The following is a 16,540-nucleotide window of genomic DNA, read 5'->3' as shown; positions in this document are numbered from 1 at the left end:
CGCCGCCGCGGTCGGCGAGGTAACGTGCGCGTTCGTGCTGCTCGTCGTCCTGGAACTGGCGGGGCTCGCGGTCTTCGCGGCTTCCGGGGCACTGGCGGCCGTCCGGGCCCAGCTGGACGCCTTCGGTGTCGTCGTCCTCGGTCTCACGACGGCCCTGGGCGGCGGTGTCATCCGTGACGTCCTCTTGGGCGTGCACCCGCCCGCAAGCCTGAGGAACCTCCCTTACCTCGTCGTCCCCGTAGTGGCCGCGCTCATCGTCTTCGCCTTCCACCCCCAGGTGGCCCGACTCCGCCGCGCCGTCCTCTTGGCCGACGCGGTGGGTCTCGGGTTGTTCACCGTTTCGGGTACAGCCACCGCGCTCGCGATGGACGTCCCCGCCTATACCGCGTGTCTTATCGGGATGACCGCCGGCATCGGGGGCGGCGCACTACGCGACCTCCTGCTGCGGGAGATCCCCTTGGTGCTCCGACGGGAGATCTACGCTCTTGCCGCCTTGGCCGGAGCCGTGGTCGTAGTGGTGGGACACCGGCTGGCGTGGCCGGCGGGACTGGTGGCGGTCGTGGGTTCGGTCCTGGTAGTTCTCATCCGGGTGGTCACGTTGTGGCGGCAGTGGCACGCGCCGGTCGCGCGGGGCGTGGAGAGGTGAAATCGGTGTTGGAAACTGACGGGCTGCTCTCAGGCGCGTCTCAGCAGCGGGGGGAACACTGAGCGGCATGCGCATCCTCGTAGTCGACGACGACCGTGCCGTGCGGGAGTCCCTGCGGCGGTCGTTGCAGTTCAACGGCTACCAGGTGGACCTGGCCACCGACGGGCAGCAGGCGCTGGAGTCCGTGCTCGGCACCGGCGGCGCCGACGCGGTCCGGCCGGACGCCATGGTGCTCGACGTGATGATGCCCCGGCTCGACGGCCTCGAGGTGTGCAGGCGGCTGCGCGGCGTCGGCGACGACCTGCCGATCCTCGTGCTCACCGCGCGCGACCTGGTGTCCGACCGGGTCGCCGGGCTCGACGCGGGCGCCGACGACTACCTGCCCAAGCCGTTCGCGCTGGAGGAGCTGCTGGCCCGGCTGCGCGCGCTGCTGCGCCGGGCCACCCCGGAGCAGGCCGTCAGCACCGCGCCCGCGCTGCGCTTCGCCGACCTGGAGATGGACCCGGGCACCCGCGAGGTGCGCCGCGGCGAGCGCGCGATCAGCCTCACCCGCACCGAGTTCGCGCTGCTGGAGCTGCTGCTGGCCAACCCCAAGCAGGTGCTCACCCGCGGCCGCATCCTGGAGGACGTCTGGGGCTACGACTTCCCCACCTCCGGCAACGCGCTGGAGGTCTACGTCGGCTACCTGCGGCGCAAGACCGAGGCCGAGGGCGAACCGCGGCTGATCCACACCGTGCGCGGTGTGGGCTACGTGCTGCGCGAGACCCCTCCCTGATGGGCGTCCCCACCGGAACCGGAGTGGAGCACCACCAGCCGCAGCGCGTCTCGCTGCGCGCCCGGATCAGCCTGCTGGCCGCGTTCTGCGTCGGCGGCGCGGTCGCGCTGGTCTCCCTCGGCGCCTACATCACCGTCTACAGCGGGCTCTACCAGCAGGTCGACGACGACCTGCGGGCCCGCGCGGACGCGCTGCTCAACAACACCCGCGTGGTGGAGGAGGGCCGCCGGACCGAGCTGCCGCGCATCCTGCTCGACCTGTCCGACCTCAAGTTCGACGTGGTCGACCCGGACGGCCAGTCCGCGATCAACTCGGACATCACCCGGCCCGCGATCGGCGGCGAGGAGCTCAAGGTCGCCGCCGGGCTCACCGACGAGTCCATCCGCACCGACACGGCCACCGACACCCGGGTGCTGGCCCGGCCGTACCCGTTCCTGAAGAACACCGCGCTGGTGCTCGCGCAGCCGCTGGAGTCGACCAAGAGCACGCTCGGCAAGCTGGCCGTGGTCATGATCGTCATCGGCGGGTCCGGAATCATGGTGGCCGCGCTGGCGGGCACCGCGGTCGCCCGGGCCAGCCTCCGACCGGTGCAGCGGCTCAACGCGGCCACCGAACGCGTCACGCGAACGGGTGATCTCCGGCCGATCCCGGTGGCCGGGGACGACGAGCTGTCCCGGCTCACGCACAGCTTCAACACCATGCTCGGCGCCGTCGCCGAGGCCCAGGAGCGACAACGCAGGCTGGTCGCCGACGCGGGCCACGAGCTGCGCACCCCGCTCACCTCGCTGCGCACCAACCTCGAGCTGCTGCTCGCCTCGGAGGCCCCGGGCGCCCCGCAGCTCTCCGCCCAGGACCGCCGCGAGATCCAGGACGACCTGCGCGCCCAGCTCGACGAGCTCACCCAGCTCATCGGCGACCTCGTGGAACTGGCCAGGGAGGACGCCGCGCCCGCCGTGCAGGAGCACGTGGAACTCGTCGAGGTCGTCGAGCAGGCGCTGGACCGGGCCCGCAGGCGCGCCGGTGACGTGCACTTCGACGTCCGGTTGCAGCCGTGGCACCTGATCGGCCACGCCGCCGCGCTGGAGCGGGCCGTGCTCAACCTGCTCGACAACGCCGTCAAGTTCAGCCCGCCCGGCGGGACCGTCCGGGTGGACCTGGTGCCCTCCGGCGACGGCTACGCCTTCCTGCAGGTCGCCGACGCGGGACCGGGCATCAACGACGAGGACCTGCCGCACGTGTTCGACCGGTTCTACCGCTCCCAGGAAGCCCGCACCCTGCCCGGATCCGGGCTCGGGCTCTCCATCGTCAAGCAGGCGGCGGAACGGCACGGGGGTACGGTGTTCGCCGGTCGCTCGGCCGACGGTGGCGCGTTGATGGCGATGCGGCTGCCGGGCACCTGGGCGCGGAGCGAGTAAAACAAAATCGCGCGTTTGACTGCGTAGAATTGTGTTGTGCTCGCTCGTCAGCGTCAGGAAGTGATCCTGGAGGAGATACGGCGCACCGGCGCCGTCCAGGTGCACGCCCTCGTCGCCCGGCTCGGCGTGTCCGACATGACCATCCGCCGCGACCTGGACGTGCTGGCCAAGCGCGGCCTCGTGGAGAAGGTCTACGGCGGGGCCACCTCCGCGGTCGGCCGCAGCACCCACGAACCGGGCTTCGAGGCGAAGTCCGTGCGCTCGCTGCCGCAGAAGGAAGCCATCTCGGCGCGCGCCGCGGGCCTGATCCGCCCGGGCACCGCGATCGGCATCTCGGCGGGCACCACGACGTGGATGTTCGCCAGGTTCCTCGAGGGCGTGCCCGACCTGACCGTGGTCACCAACTCGATCCGGGTCGCGGACGTGCTGCGCAGCGGCGGGCGCGGCGACCGCACCGTCGTGCTCACCGGCGGGGTGCGCACACCGTCCGACGCGCTGGTGGGGCCGGTCGCGGTGCAGACGCTGCGGTCGCTGCACCTGGACATGGTCTTCCTGGGTGTGCACGGCATGGCCGAGGGACCGGGCTTCACCACCCCCAACATCAACGAGAGCGAGACCGACCGGGCGCTGGTCGAGGCCGGGCGCAAGCTGGTCGTCATCGCCGACCACACCAAGTGGGGCGTCGTCGGCATCTCCACCATCGCCGCGCTGGAGGAGGCCGACGTGCTGGTCACCGACGACGGCCTGCCGGTCGAGGCGGTGCAGGTGCTGCGGGAGCGGGTCGGTGAGCTGATCGTGGCCGAGGCGCCGGAGTTCGCCGAGGCGGAGGCGTGAGGCGGACCTCCCGCGTGTTGGCCGACGGTCGGGAGATCCTCTACTACGACCGCCCGGATGCACCGGAACGCTCGGCCGTCGACACACGCGACCTACCGCGCACGGAACCCACCTCGCAGATCCGGCGCGATCCGCTAACCGGTGAATGGGTAGCGCTAGCCGCGCATAGGCAAACAAGGACCTACAAACCGCCTGTCGGATTGTGTCCACTGTGTCCGACTACGCCGGGTAGGCCCACCGAGGTCCCGGAGAGCGACTACGACGTCGTGGTCTTCGAGAACCGCTTTCCGGCCTTCGCACAGCGGGCGACCGGTGAGGCCGTCCAAGGGCTCGTACCGCGCGCACCGGGGGTGGGGCGGTGCGAGGTCATGTGCTTCACCTCGGACCACAACGCGTCGTTCGGGACGCTTAGCCCTTCCCATGTGCGGACGGTCGTTGACGTGTGGGCGGACCGCACGTCCGCGCTGTCGGAGCTTCCCGGTGTAGCGCAGGTTTTCCCGTTCGAGAACCGGGGCGACGAGATCGGCGTGACGCTCGGCCACCCGCACGGCCAGATCTACGGCTACCCGTTCGTCACCCCGCGAACCGAGCGGATGCTGGCCGTCGCGGCGGCCCGGGGCGGATCTGTGGTGGGGGACGTCTTGGCGGCCGAGCGGGCCGAGGGCACCCGAGTGGTCGCGGAGTCCGCGTACTGGACGGCCTATGTGCCCGCAGCGGCGCGGTGGCCCGTAGAGGTGCATTTGGTACCACACCGGCAGATTCCCGATTTGCCCGCTCTTACCGCCGACGAGCGTGACGACTTCGCCGGTCTCTACCTGCGGGTCCTGGGACGCCTGGACGGCTTGTACGACCGGGAATTGCCCTACATCGCCGCGTGGCACCAAGCCCCGGTGCGCGTCGGCCGGGACCTGTCCTGGCTGCACCTGCAAGTGTTCTCGGTGCTGCGCACCGCGGACAAGCTGAAGTACCTGGCGGGCTCGGAATCCGGCATGGCGGTGTGGATCAACGACGTCGCCCCGGAGGACCTCGCGGAGCGCTTGCGCGCGGCCACACCCCGCTACGGCCGCTGAAGACCGGAAATCCTCGGGAAGCGCACAGGACGGTCTCAGGTCCCTCTCAGTCGCGGGGCGCATCGTTGTGCACATGACGGAGAACAAGCCCGACGAAGGAACCGGCGGGGTCAGCCCGTGGTCCGCCCAGGGAGCCTCGGGCTCCCCGGCGAACCCGCTGCCCGAGCCGGGGTCGGGCCAGTCGACGCCGGGTGGGGAACAGGGCCCCACCCGACCGGAGTCCGGTCCTCAGGCGCGCGGGGAGCAGGGCCCCGCCGCGCCGGGGGCCGGAGACTCCGCCCAGCCCGGAACGGCCGGGTCCCAGGCGCGGGCAGGCGCCTCGGACCAGGCGGTCCAGGGATCCCCGGCGTGGTCGGGAACCTCCTGGCAGGCGCGGCCCGCGGAGCACGGGACAGCTTCATGGGCGCGGCAGGAGTGGCACCCCGGGGACAGGGTGAATCACGGTCCGGCGGGCGGGCAGGGCTACGGCCTCCCCGCCGGGCCGTACCCGGGACAACACCAGGTGCCGCAGCCGCGCGGGGAGTCGCGGCGGGGCACCGGGATGCTCGTGGGCATGACGGTGCTGGCGCTGGTCGTGGGTGGCGCCGCCGGTGCCCTGGGCGGGTACGTCGCGGCCGACACGAAGTCGAGTTCGGTCACCGCGCTCGACACCCCCGCGCCCGCCAAGCAGGCCGCCGCCGCGCCCGCGGGCTCGGTGGAGGCCGTGGCGCAGAAGGTGTTGCCCACGGTGGTGCAGTTGCAGGTGCGCGGCCGGTCCTCCGCAGGGGAGGGGTCCGGCTTCGTGATCAGCGCCGACGGCCTGATCATCACCAACAACCACGTCATCGAGGAGGCGGCGGGCGGCGGCGGCCAGATCAAGGCGGTGTTCCAGGACGGGCGCACCGCCCCGGCCACCATCGTCGGCCGCGACCCGACGTCGGACGTCGCGGTGGTCAAGGCGCAGGGCGTGGACAAGCTCACGGTGTCCGAGCTCGGCCGCTCGGACGACCTGCGGGTCGGCCAGGCGGTCGTGGCCATCGGCTCGCCGTACGAGCTGTCCGGCACGGTCACCTCCGGCATCGTGTCGTCGCTGCAGCGGCCCACCCGGGCGGGCGGCGAGTCCGGCAGCCAGGCGACGGTCATGGACGCCATCCAGACCGACGCGGCGATCAACCCGGGCAACTCCGGCGGCCCGCTGGTCAACACGCAGGGCCAGGTCATCGGGATCAACTCGGCGATCTACAGCCCGCAGACCGGCGCCACCGGCCAGGGCGGCTCGGTCGGCATCGGCTTCGCCATCCCGATCGACCAGGCCCGCCGCACCGCGGACGAGATCGTCAAGACCGGCAAGGCCACCCAGACCGTGCTCGGCGTCTCGGTCCGCGACAACCAGGACGGCGGCGCGCTGATCGCGGACGTCGTCGCGGGCGGTGCGGGCCAGGGCGCGGGACTCAAGGCGGGCGACGTGGTGACCAAGTTGGACGATCGCCGCATCGACAGCTCGGACGCGCTGGTCGCCGCGGTCCGCTCGAAGTCCCCCGGCGACAAGGTCACGCTGACCCTCAGCGACAACCGCACGGTCCAGGCCACCCTCGGCGGCCAGACCGTGGAACCGCAGTAACCCCGAACGCTCGGGCGCCCCGCGCCCGAGACCAACCCCGGTTCGAGTTGCCCCCGAACCGGTGAGCCGGAGCTCTACCCCCAGGGAGCTCCCGCTACTGGAGCCGCACCACCGGAAATCCCCTCATCCGGTAGGTGCGGCTCCAATGCTTTGCGGCAGTGCCGAACCGGAGCCGACCCGGGCCGCGGACTCTGCTTCCCAACGGCCCGTGACGATCCGTGCGACGGTGTGCGCGGCCCGGATCGCGTTGTCCGGTTCGCTCATCCGGTAGGGCGCCGCCAACAGCTGTGCTCAAAGCTCGGGGCAGGACTTCCGGGAGAAGTGCGTCGGTCCGCCTCCGGTTCGGGGGTTTCCGCGATTGTCCGCTGGCGGGGCCTCGCCCTGTTCGCCAGGTGGTGCCCACCTGGCGAACGAGTGTGAACTCCGGCGAACGCGGTGTGAATGGGCGACGGGGTAGGTGTACGACATGCGGACGTCGCCCAAGTGTTTCTCAACTCCGCCTGAAGGTCGGTGGTCGGCGACCGTTCGGTCCGGCGCCGGGGAAGGGCGATCCGGAGGGGGTTCGTTGCCCGCGAAGGGCTGATTTCGGGGCCGGAAGGGCGGTGTCGCGGAAATGTGATCGGTTTGTGTTGTCCGGTGCGGACACCCCGTCCCGGTTTCCCCGAGGTGGTTGCCCTGCTTTCGGAATGCAACATGCAGATCCGGCTCCGATGATCTTTCGTCGCTGGTCGGAGACTTTCCCGATTCTCCACTGTGGACTTTGGGAGCGCGACCAGGTGGTCCGGTCCATCGCGCCGTGGACAGTCAAACTCTTGTTGTGGAGTCCTACCGGGACGGCCGAGGTGGGCTCTGACCTGGGGGAGTCCGCCCGGAGAAGGCGGGGGTGGCGAGCGCGGAGCGGGTCGCTGCCCTGACAATGGGGGCATGTCCTCGCCGCTGCGCCGACTGCGCGACACCCTCAGCGGGCCGATCCGGCTGCCGCTCGGGGTGGCGGCCGCGGTGCTGTGCCTGGGTGTGGCCGTCCTGCACGCGACCGTGCTTACCGTCCGGGCGCCCGTGGGGCTGGCCGCGTTCCACGAGTTCCTGGTCCGCTGGGCGCATCCCGCCGTCTGGGTGGTGCTGGGGGCGATCTGCCTGGAGTACGCCCTGCGCGCCGAGCGCGTGGTGCTGACCAGGACCGCCATGCTGGCCATCGGGCTGTACTTCACCTTCCTGCTGTCCCTCGGGTTCGCCTGAGGGTTCACGTGCGGGTGCGTCGGGCGGGGGCGCCGGGTGGGTGGCCGGGAAAAGTGACGTGCGCTCGACTTCGTGCATTTGCCGGTGAATTGCCAGGTGGGCGACGGTATTCGACGTTCGCTCAGTTGTCGGGCCAATCCGGCTGGGCGATTCCCGTGTCCACAGTGACCGTCCACTCGCGCCGCTTCGGCGATTCCCTCCGAGAAGCGGACCGTTTCGCCCGCATTGTCCACGCGTGTTGACGTACCCGCGCTCCGGCGTGTCGTCGGAATGGGGGAGCGTTTACGCCGGATGGCGGTTTCGAGAGGTGATTCCCGGCGGATTCCCACCGACCGCGCACCCGCGGCGGCCACCGCGGGCGCGCTGTGACGGCCTCCACCTCCAGCGGCCCACCCCGGCCCGTACGGCTACGGTGACAGCATGGAACGCAGCGTGCAGCGGCTCGGCAGGGCCCTCATCGTGATTGTGGACGACCGGGTCGCGCACCGGGAGCACGAGGACACCGTGGGTCCGCTGGTGACCGAGCTGCTGGAGGAGGCGGGCTTCATCGTCGACGGCATCGTGTCCGTGGTCGGCGAGACCGTCGCCATCCGCAACGCGCTCAACACCGCGGTCATCGGCGGCGCCGACCTGGTGATCACCGTCGGCGGCACCGGCGTGTCCCCGCGCGACGTCACCCCCGACGCCACCCAGGGCGTGCTGGACCGCCCCATCCCCGGCATCGCCGAGGCCATCCGCTCCTCCGGCCTGGCCGCGGCCGCCGTCGACGCGGGCATCTCGCGCGGCCTGGTGGGCGTGTCGGGCAGCACCCTCGTGGTGAACCTGGCGGGCTCCCGCGCCGCCGTCCGCGACGGCATGGCCACCCTCTCGGCGCTGGTCCCCTACGTCATCGGCGAACTGTCCGGTCTCGATGGCAACTGACCCGCGCGAGCCGGAACCGGAGAAGAAGCGCCCGAACCTGGACGAGATCTTCGGCGACGTGCTGCCGGAGATCACCCGCGACGAGCAGCTGCGGAACCCGGAAACCCCGAACCCGGACGACTGGTACCTGTCCAACCGCCCCCCGCACCACGGCGGCTGACCCGTCTTACCCGTTCCTGTTCGCCCGGTCGGTACCTCGGTACCGACCGGGCGAACGCGTTTCACCGGCCCGTCACCCGGCCTCGACCGGCAGCCACAGCTCGCAGGTCGCGGTGCGGAAGTCGGTCGTCCGCGCCAAGACCGCGACGATCGACGGGCCCGCCCGCAGCCGCCACGGGTTGGCGGGGAACCACTCGGTCGCCGTCGTGGCCCAGGCCGTCTGCAACGCCTGGGGGTGCGGCCCCTCGGTGCGGAAGACCGCCCACGTGCCCGCGGGCACCTCGATGGCGTCGAGGTCGTCGGGCGCGGGCGTGTCCGGGGAGACGGCGACCCCGTGCAGGTAGGTCAACTCGCTGCCCTCGGCGCTGTCGGGGTCGAGGTCGTCGCAGACCTGCAACAACCCGCCCGGTTCACCGCCCGCGAGAGCTTTCAGCCGAACGTGTGCCTCCTCCGGTAGCGCGGCGATGTGCCGCTCGATGTGCGGGTTGGTGCCCTGGTGCACGAGCGGGACGCGGGCCGCGTGCCCGATGAGCCGGAACGCGGACCGCTCGACGATGCGGGTGTCCATGGGTGTGCTCCCTTCGACGGTCAGGCGGAACCTGACCTGCGGTTGTGCGCGAGGGGGACCCCCGGCGCGGCGGACCTCGCCGGGGCTCGCGCCGTGCACCGCCCGGAACGCGCGCCCGAACGCCTCGGTCGAGCCGTAGCCGTACCGGACGGCGATGGCCAGCAGGTCTCGCTCACCCCGCACGACCTCGCCCGCGGCGACGGTCATGCGCCGCCGCCGCACGTACTCCGACAGCGGCATGCCCGGCAGCGACGAGAACATCCGGCGCAGGTGGTACTCGGTCGTGCCGAGCGCCCTGGCCGTCCCGCCGATGTCGAACTCCGCGGTGAGGTGCTCCTCGACCAGGTCGACCAGCCGGTTGAGTGCCGCGATCACGTGGTCTCCCTTCGCCCCACAACCCTCGTGGAGCACGCCCCGACCGCGCCCGACCGCTGAGAACCGATTCGATCGGCTCCCGTGCCAGGGTGCTGTCTCGTAACTGATCTTGCGGGTCTGCCCGGTGGTTGCTGTACAGCCGGTGGTGGTGAAGTTGAGCAAGAAGGCGATGCCCGCCGCGATAGTCGCGCGGTATTTGCCAATTCTCCAAGCGGGTGAGGGCGTGTTCGACGCAGCAGCGTGTGGGCGCGATGGACGGCGTTGTGGTCTTCCCGCCGGTCGAGCAGGGCGTGCCGACGGGCATGACCACGCCGTGGGGTTGCCCTGGTAGCCGCCGTCGGCTGCGACCAGGCGACCTGCCGGTTCGACGAACAGTCACCTCGTGCGCCGAGGACGCGATCCACCGAGCAGCGGCCTGGCCTGGCGCATGATCAGGTCGGTGTCCCGGTCCAGGTGACCAACAGCCCGAGTCCTGGACCGTCCACACCGAACCCGCCGACGCCCGGCTCGAGATGGCCCAACCCGACCAGCCCCCCGCTCCGGCCCGCCAAAGCCGTCCACTCCCAGCTCGACGGCGCCCGACCTGGGGGCGCCCGGCCCAGCCTCGGCTGACCCAGCCGGCGCATGCCCACCGAACCTGATCACACCGAGTCCGTTTGTCACCCCACCCGAGCACGTCGAACCCGGTACCGCCCGACCTGCGCACGCGGAGTCCGACGCGGCTTCCGGCATGTCCGGTCCCACCTCGCCGAGCCCGCGATCGGCAGGCGGTGAGAGCCTGCCCCAGCTCGGCCGTCGACGCCGTTCCCCAGGGTCGCCTGGCGCCGTAGTGGGCGAGGACGCCCGCGGTCGAGGAGCCCGTGAGCCGCGACCTCGAGGTCAACCGCGGTCACCCCTTGGGCGGATCGGGGTGCTTCGGGGTAGCGGCTACGCTCCCCGCAGCCCAGCCACCCGGGCGTCTGAACCGTCCCACCGAGATAGGAGTGCGAAAGTGCTGAAGGGCTTCAAAGACTTCCTGATGCGCGGGAACGTCATTGACCTCTCCGTCGCCGTGATCATCGGCGCCGCCTTCACCACCATCGTCACCTCGTTCACCGACGGCTTGGTCAAACCACTGATCAACTCCGCGGGCGGCACGCACGCCGCCGACGGTCTCGGGTTCCGGATCATCGGCAGCAAGGAGAACACCTTCCTGGACTTCGGGGCGGTGATCAACGCGACCATCAACTTCGTCATCGTCGCGGCGATCATCTACTTCCTGATCATCCTGCCGGTGAAGCACATCCAGGAACGCCGCAAGCGCGGCGAGGAGCCCGGTCCGGCGCAGCCGACGGACGTCGAACTCCTCATCGAAATCCGCGACCTGCTCCGCCAGCAGCAGCAGAAGAGCTGACCGGGCCGGGGTGATTCCGCCCCGATCGGGAAATGCCATCGGAAATAGGACGCGGGCGCGCTCAGCGAAGTGTGAGTGCGACCGCCCGCGTCAAAGCGGCGGCGGCGACTTCGGTCGCCGCCTCGCGCGGCAGCGCCAGCAGCGCCAAGTCCCCCTCGGCGCCCGGCCGCACCGACACCACCGACGCGTCCCGGGCCAGCACAGCGGGGTGGTGGACGTCCTTGCCCGCCGCCAGCACGTCCACCCGCGCCCCCGGCCGCAGCAGGGCGACCACGCCCGGCTCGGCCACCCGGACCGGCACCACCGCCGCGTCCGGACCCGCGGCCGCCGCGGTCGTCTCCGGCCCGAACAGCCGCAGCTCCGTGATCGGCTCGCCCGCGCCGATCGGACCGGTCGGCACGCGGCCGCGGGCCTGCGCCGGGCTGGTCAGCGACCGCAGCGACGGCGGTCCTTTGATCATGACGACGTCGCCGTCCGCCAACGCGACGCCTGGCGGCAGGGCGCGCGCGGCGACCACCAGGTCGATCTCCGTCGACGGCCGGGCCGCGACGACCACGGCGGCGACCAGCAGCAACGCGGCCAGGACGCGCCGCACCGTGGTGGCGCGCAGCAGGGTGGGAACGAGTTCGGGCACCGGACCTCCCGGGTCTTGAGTCTTGTGGTGACTCGACCGTAAAGGGAGATCCGGTGCCCGGAAGCGCTCGTGTTGGGCCTGTGGACTACTCAGCCCTATGTGGATAACTCAGGAGGCCTTGGCGGTCGTCCCGGAGTCCGACTTGGCGGGCGCCGAGGGCGTCGACGGAGTCGAGGTCGACGGGGAAGCCGGGGTCGAGGACGAGTCGGTGGACGACGTCGACGCGCTGGTGGACGGCGTGGTCGACGAGGTGCCCTTGGTGTTCGAGCGGCTGTCGTTGCGGTAGAAGCCGCTGCCCTTGAACACGACACCGACGGAGCCGTAGAGCTTGCGGAGGCGGCCTGCGCACTCCGGGCACTCGGTGAGCGCGGCGTCGGAGAACGACTGCACCGCCTCGAACCGGTGCGCGCATGCCGTACAGGCGTACTGGTACGTGGGCACTGGGCTGAGCTCCTCTTCGCGACCTGGCACTCGATGTGAATGAGTGCTAACCGATTCTGCGGCAACGCCGGTACGGAGCGCAAATGTTCCCGCACGACATCACAATCGGCAGAGGTCAGCGAAAGCGGAGCAACCCCCGCCCCGGGGTCAGCACCCCGGAGACCGTCACGTCGTGCGGTTCCGCGGGCAGCGCGTCGAACAGTTCCGCGTCCCGCACCACCGCCACCAGCGGCGTTCCTGGCGCCGCGATCGACAGCGATCGGTCGTAGTACCCCGCGCCTCGACCCAATCGGGTGCCATTGCGGTCCACGGCCAGGGCGGGCACCAGGACCACATCGGCGATCCGTAACGCCGCCTCGCCCAGCCGCTCCCCGATCGGCTGAAGCAGCCCGAACGGGCCGGGTCGCAGGTACTCCCTGCCGTCATACCACGCCCAGTCCAGCGGGCCGGCCCCCGCCACGATCGGGAGCAGTATCCGCACCCCGTGATCGGCTACCTCATCAAGCATCTGGACCGAGCCGGGTTCCGATCCGATGGGCACGTACGCGCACAGCGTCTGCCCCCGGCCGACCACCTTTCCGCTGGTCAGCTGGGTCGTGAGCTGGATCGCCTCGGCGAAGCGGGTGCTGGCCGGGACCCGCCTGCGCTCGGCGAGCAGCGCCCGCCGCCACTGGTCCTTGCTCCACGCGCGAGTCGCATCGAGATCACTCCCATGCCCGGCCACACCACGAGGTTAGGCTGCGTGTCCATGAGCGCGTCGACCGCATTCACCGCCGCCATCGTGCCCGCGGCCGGTCTGGGCACCCGATTCCTCCCCACCACCAAGGCGGTCCCCAAAGAACTGCTGCCGGTGGTCGACACCCCCGGTATCGAATACGTGGCCGCCGAGGCCGCCGAGGCCGGTGCCACCCGCCTCATCATCGTGACGTCGCCGGGCAAGGAGGCCGTCGCCCAGTACTTCCAGCCCCGCCCGGAGCTGGAGAAGACGCTGGAAGCGCGGGGCAAGACCGCCCTGCTCGACAAGGTCCGCCGGGCCCCGGGCCTGCTGGCCGCCGAGACCGCCATCCAGGAGGAGGCGCTCGGCCTCGGGCACGCCGTCGGCTGCGCCGAGCCCAACCTGCGGCCCGAGGACGAGGCCGTCGCCGTCCTGCTCCCCGACGACCTGGTCCTGCCCACCGGCGTACTCGCCCGGATGGCCCAGGTGCGCGCGGAGAAGGGCGGCTCGGTGCTCTGCGCCGTCGACGTCCCCCTCGAAGAGGTCTCCGCCTACGGCGTCTTCGACGTCGAGGAGATCGGCGAGGACGACGTCAAGAAGGTCAACGGCATGGTGGAGAAGCCACCGGCCGACCAGGCCCCGTCCACCTTCGCCGCCGCGGGCCGCTACCTGCTCGACCGGGCGATCTTCGACGCCCTCAAGCGGATCACCCCGGGCGCGGGCGGCGAGCTGCAGCTCACCGACGCCATCGCGCTGCTGATCTCCGAGGGGCACCCCGTGCACGTGGTGGTGCACCGCGGCGGCCGCCATGACCTGGGAAATCCCGGGGGCTTCCTGCGTGCCGCCGTGGACTTCGCACTCGACCATCCGGAGTATGGGCCGGGCCTGCGCGCGTGGCTGCGCGACCGCGTCGCCGACTAGGCGCGCGCGAGGCACAGGGACAACAGGCGCCGGGACAGCGGGCGCGGGACAAGAGGACAGGCGGATGAGGTCAGTCGACGAGCAACTCGCCAGGGCACTGGCGGCCGCGGTCCGGCCTGCCCCGGTGCGCGTGGCCATCGCCGAGGCGCAGGGCCTGCTCTGCGCCGAGGAGGTGGTGGCCGAGCGCGCGCTGCCGGGGTTCGACCAGGCCGCGGTCGACGGCTACGCGGTGCGCAGCGTCGACACCCAGGCCGCCGGGGTGGAGCCGGTCGTGCTCCCGGTGGTCGGCGAGATCGCCTCCGGCTCCCGCCAACCCCGCAGGCTCCAGCCGGGGCAGGCGGTGCGCGTGGCCACCGGCGCGCCCCTGCCCACCCTGGCCGACGCCGTGGTGCCCCTCGGGTTCACCGACGGGCACCACGCGCGGGTCACGGTCAACCAGCCCGTGCCGTCGGCGGGCTACGTGCGCCGCACCGGCGAGGACGTGCAGACCGGTGACGTGGCCGTGCGCCGCGGCTCCGTCATCGGGTCCGCCCAGGTCGGCCTGCTCGCCGCCGTCGGCCGGTCCAAGGTGCTGGTCTACCCGCGGCCCCGGGTCTCGGTGATCTCCATCGGCGACGAGCTGGTCGACATCGACCGCACGCCCGGCGAGGGCCAGATCTACGACGTGAACTCCTACGCGCTCGCCGCCGCCGCGCGCGACGCGGGCGCCGAGGTCAGCCGGGTCGGGATCGTCGCCACCGACACCCGCAGGCTGCGCGAGATCGTGGAGAGCAGGCTGCTGCTCTCGGAGGTCCTGGTGATCTCGGGCGGGGTCGGCGGCGAGCTGTCGCAGGAGGTCCGCTCGGCCATCGGCGACCTCGGCGACCTCGACCTCACCCGGGTCGCCATGCACCCCGGTTCGGTGCAGGGCTTCGGCAGGCTCGGCCCCGACGCGGTGCCCACGTTCCTGCTGCCCAGCAACCCGATGAGCGCGCTGGTGGTCTTCGAGGTCATGGTGCGCCCGCTCATCCGGGCCGCCCAGGGCAAGCGCAACCCGCACCGGCGGGTGGTCAACGCGCGGCTGCTGTCGCCGATCAGCTCCACCAAGGCCCGCCGCGGTTTCCTGCGCGGCCAGCTGCTGCGCGACGAGCACAACGGCGAGTACCTGGTGCAGCCGCTGGGGATGTCCGGCTCGCACCTGCTGGCGTCGCTGGCCGAGGCCAACTGCCTGCTGCTCATCGACGAGGAGACCACCGACGTCTCGGTCGGCGAGCAGGTGCGGGTCAGTTTCCTCGCGCAGCGCGGCTAGGCCGTGAGCACACCGCGACCCGCTGGGCGGCATCCCGGTTGGCCCACCCGGCTCGGGCCGCTGGCGGTGCCCGCGGGCGTGGTGGAACTGCGTGTACCCCGGCTGTTCGACGCGCGCGCGTGGAGCCGCGTCCGGCTGCGCGACCGCGCGTACCTGGAGAACTGGGAACCCGCCGCGCCCGGCGCGTGGGGCGAGCGCAACTCCCCGTCGGCCTGGCTCGGCCAGTGGTCCACGCTGCGCGCGCTGGCCCGGCGCGGGGCCACGCTGCCGTTCGTGATCACCCTGGACGGGCGGCTGGTGGGGCAGGTGACGGTCGGGAACGTGGTGCGCGGCTCGCTGTGCTCGGCGTGGGTCGGCTACTGGGTGGCCGCCGACGCGGCGGGCGGCGGGGTGGCCACGGCGGCCACCGCGTTGGCCGTGGACCACTGCTTCGTGGACGCCGGGCTGCACCGCGTCGAGGCGACCGTGCGGCCCGAGAACGCGGCCAGCCTGGCGGTGCTGGGCAAGCTGGGGTTCCGCCAGGAGGGCCTGTTCCGCCGCTACCTCGACGTGGCGGGGGGCTGGCGCGACCACCTGTGCCTCGCCCTGACCACAGAGGACATTCCAACCGGGCTGGTGAACCGGCTCGTGGCGGGTGGGAAAGCCAGCTTGGTGTAAGGCGTTCACGTTTTGCCGAAGTGAAGTTTGATCACCCCCGTTACGGGGAAAGGTCCACAAGCGAACTACCCGAACGGGTGGCCTGAGTCGGCGCGCCTCCGCCACTGGTGTGACTGTTGTGACTAACGTGGCGAACGAAGCACGTCGAGGGAGTCGGAGCAGGGGGAGGTGACGGGACATGCCGAGCTCGTTGATCGTGGTCGGGCTGGTGGTGGCCTGGCTCGTCGTCCTCGTTCCGATGGTCGTGCGCAAGCGGCAGGAGATCGCCAAGACGGCCGACTCCGCCCTCGCCGCCCGCGTGGTCCGCAGCGGTAGCGCTCCCGACGCCGACGAGGAGCCGGAGCACGTCCGGGAGGAGTTCGCCGTGCGCGAAACCGACGGTGTGGACTCCGGCGTCGAGGAAGAGCCGGAGACGGACGCCCCCCGGCGCTACCGCCCCGGCCGCGGCGGCTTCGACCCCGAGGCCGCGGCCCACGCCGCCCGCACCAAGTACGCCTTCCGCCAGCGGATCGTGCTGCTGATGATCGTCGCCGCCGTCGCCACCGGCGTGGCGGCGGGCCTGGTGATGCCCCTGCTGTGGTGGGTGCACGGCATCGTCGACGTGACCCTGGTCGCCTACCTGACCTACCTGCGCCGCCAGGTGCGGATAGAAGAGGAGATCCGCGAACGCCGCGTCGCCCGCTACAACGCCGCCCCCCGTCGCTCCCACGCCCGCCCGGTGGAGGACGAGGACGAGGCCCACCAGCGCCGCGAGCGCGTCACCACCATGCCCGCACGGGTCGTCCACCCGGGCGCCGTCGTCGTGGAACTCGACGACGAAGACCCCTGGTTCGACGAACTCGGCGAACCCACGGCCCCGACCTACCGCCGGGCGGTCGGCGAATGAGGACCC

The 16,540-nt window shown here is 71.8% G+C and carries 18 protein-coding genes; 14 read left to right on the top strand and 4 right to left on the bottom strand.

Annotated features, from left to right (window positions below):
* Nucleotides 1–34: 34 nt before the first annotated feature.
* From CLV40_RS04785 to CLV40_RS37785, 9 genes are all read left to right on the top strand, one after another.
* Nucleotides 35–646 carry a trimeric intracellular cation channel family protein gene (locus CLV40_RS04785; RefSeq protein ID WP_104477316.1) on the top strand — a complete coding sequence of 204 codons (612 nt, stop codon included), beginning with the start codon at nt 35–37 and terminating at the stop codon, nt 644–646.
* Nucleotides 647–713: 67 nt separating this feature from the next.
* Nucleotides 714–1,421: a response regulator transcription factor gene (locus CLV40_RS04780; RefSeq protein ID WP_104477314.1), complete on the top strand. Its 708-nt coding sequence runs from the start codon at nt 714–716 to the stop codon at nt 1,419–1,421.
* Nucleotides 1,421–2,836, top strand: a complete 1,416-nt coding sequence (locus CLV40_RS04775) for a sensor histidine kinase (protein ID WP_104477312.1) — start codon at nt 1,421–1,423, stop codon at nt 2,834–2,836. The genes CLV40_RS04780 and CLV40_RS04775 overlap by 1 nt, the downstream gene beginning before the upstream one ends.
* Before the next feature lie 36 nt (nt 2,837–2,872).
* The gene (locus tag CLV40_RS04770) at nt 2,873–3,670 is read left to right on the top strand and encodes a DeoR/GlpR family DNA-binding transcription regulator (protein ID WP_104477310.1); all 798 of its coding nucleotides are present in this window, start codon (nt 2,873–2,875) and stop codon (nt 3,668–3,670) included.
* Nucleotides 3,667–4,740: a galactose-1-phosphate uridylyltransferase gene (galT, locus tag CLV40_RS04765; RefSeq protein ID WP_104477308.1), complete on the top strand. Its 1,074-nt coding sequence runs from the start codon at nt 3,667–3,669 to the stop codon at nt 4,738–4,740. The genes CLV40_RS04770 and galT overlap by 4 nt, the downstream gene beginning before the upstream one ends.
* Nucleotides 4,741–5,173: 433 nt before the next feature.
* Nucleotides 5,174–6,340: a S1C family serine protease gene (locus CLV40_RS04760; RefSeq protein WP_104477307.1), complete on the top strand. Its 1,167-nt coding sequence runs from the start codon at nt 5,174–5,176 to the stop codon at nt 6,338–6,340.
* A 924-nt stretch (nt 6,341–7,264) separates the two neighbouring features.
* The gene (locus CLV40_RS04755; protein WP_104477305.1) at nt 7,265–7,576 is read left to right on the top strand and encodes a hypothetical protein; all 312 of its coding nucleotides are present in this window, start codon (nt 7,265–7,267) and stop codon (nt 7,574–7,576) included.
* Nucleotides 7,577–7,996: 420 nt separating this feature from the next.
* On the top strand, nt 7,997–8,497 hold the full coding sequence (locus CLV40_RS04750; protein ID WP_104477303.1) for a MogA/MoaB family molybdenum cofactor biosynthesis protein: 501 nt from the start codon (nt 7,997–7,999) through the stop codon (nt 8,495–8,497).
* Nucleotides 8,487–8,657 carry a hypothetical protein gene (locus tag CLV40_RS37785; protein ID WP_181043330.1) on the top strand — a complete coding sequence of 57 codons (171 nt, stop codon included), beginning with the start codon at nt 8,487–8,489 and terminating at the stop codon, nt 8,655–8,657. Before CLV40_RS04750 ends, CLV40_RS37785 begins: the two co-directional genes overlap by 11 nt.
* Nucleotides 8,658–8,729: 72 nt before the next feature.
* Here CLV40_RS37785 and CLV40_RS04745 read toward each other — a convergent pair whose 3' ends face one another.
* Entirely contained in the window at nt 8,730–9,599 is an 870-nt protein-coding gene (locus tag CLV40_RS04745) for an AraC family transcriptional regulator (RefSeq protein WP_104477302.1), read from the bottom strand.
* Nucleotides 9,600–10,590: 991 nt separating this feature from the next.
* On the opposite strand from CLV40_RS04745, the gene mscL reads away from it, so the two are divergent.
* Nucleotides 10,591–10,992 (top strand): large-conductance mechanosensitive channel protein MscL, encoded by a 402-nt coding sequence (mscL, locus tag CLV40_RS04740; protein WP_104477300.1) that lies wholly within the window; start codon nt 10,591–10,593, stop codon nt 10,990–10,992.
* 61 nt (nt 10,993–11,053) lie between these two features.
* On the opposite strand, the gene CLV40_RS04735 is transcribed toward mscL, so the two are convergent.
* From CLV40_RS04735 to CLV40_RS04725, 3 genes are all read right to left on the bottom strand, one after another.
* Nucleotides 11,054–11,626, bottom strand: coding sequence for an SAF domain-containing protein (locus tag CLV40_RS04735; RefSeq protein WP_181043329.1), 573 nt, complete (start codon nt 11,624–11,626; stop codon nt 11,054–11,056).
* 108 nt (nt 11,627–11,734) lie between these two features.
* Nucleotides 11,735–12,067 carry an FmdB family zinc ribbon protein gene (locus CLV40_RS04730; protein ID WP_104477296.1) on the bottom strand — a complete coding sequence of 111 codons (333 nt, stop codon included), beginning with the start codon at nt 12,065–12,067 and terminating at the stop codon, nt 11,735–11,737.
* 115 nt (nt 12,068–12,182) lie between these two features.
* Nucleotides 12,183–12,791 carry a 5-formyltetrahydrofolate cyclo-ligase gene (locus CLV40_RS04725; RefSeq protein ID WP_104477294.1) on the bottom strand — a complete coding sequence of 203 codons (609 nt, stop codon included), beginning with the start codon at nt 12,789–12,791 and terminating at the stop codon, nt 12,183–12,185.
* A 24-nt stretch (nt 12,792–12,815) separates the two neighbouring features.
* Between CLV40_RS04725 and CLV40_RS04720 the strand changes: the two genes are divergently transcribed.
* The 4 genes from CLV40_RS04720 (at nt 12,816) to sepX (ending at nt 16,534) form a co-directional block, all read left to right on the top strand.
* Complete coding sequence (locus CLV40_RS04720) at nt 12,816–13,703, top strand: UTP--glucose-1-phosphate uridylyltransferase (protein WP_104477291.1); 888 nt, start codon at nt 12,816–12,818, stop codon at nt 13,701–13,703.
* Nucleotides 13,704–13,767: 64 nt separating this feature from the next.
* Nucleotides 13,768–14,991: a molybdotransferase-like divisome protein Glp gene (glp, locus tag CLV40_RS04715; protein WP_104477289.1), complete on the top strand. Its 1,224-nt coding sequence runs from the start codon at nt 13,768–13,770 to the stop codon at nt 14,989–14,991.
* Nucleotides 14,992–14,994: 3 nt separating this feature from the next.
* Nucleotides 14,995–15,648, top strand: a complete 654-nt coding sequence (locus tag CLV40_RS04710; RefSeq protein ID WP_181043328.1) for a GNAT family N-acetyltransferase — start codon at nt 14,995–14,997, stop codon at nt 15,646–15,648.
* Between the two features lie 178 nt (nt 15,649–15,826).
* Nucleotides 15,827–16,534, top strand: a complete 708-nt coding sequence (gene sepX / locus CLV40_RS04705) for a divisome protein SepX/GlpR (protein ID WP_104477287.1) — start codon at nt 15,827–15,829, stop codon at nt 16,532–16,534.
* Nucleotides 16,535–16,540 lie beyond the last annotated feature (6 nt).

Origin of the sequence: Actinokineospora auranticolor (assembly GCF_002934265.1) — a bacterium.
Classification (GTDB): Bacteria; Actinomycetota; Actinomycetes; order Mycobacteriales; family Pseudonocardiaceae; genus Actinokineospora; species Actinokineospora auranticolor.
This window is presented reverse-complemented; position numbering and strand designations above follow the sequence as displayed.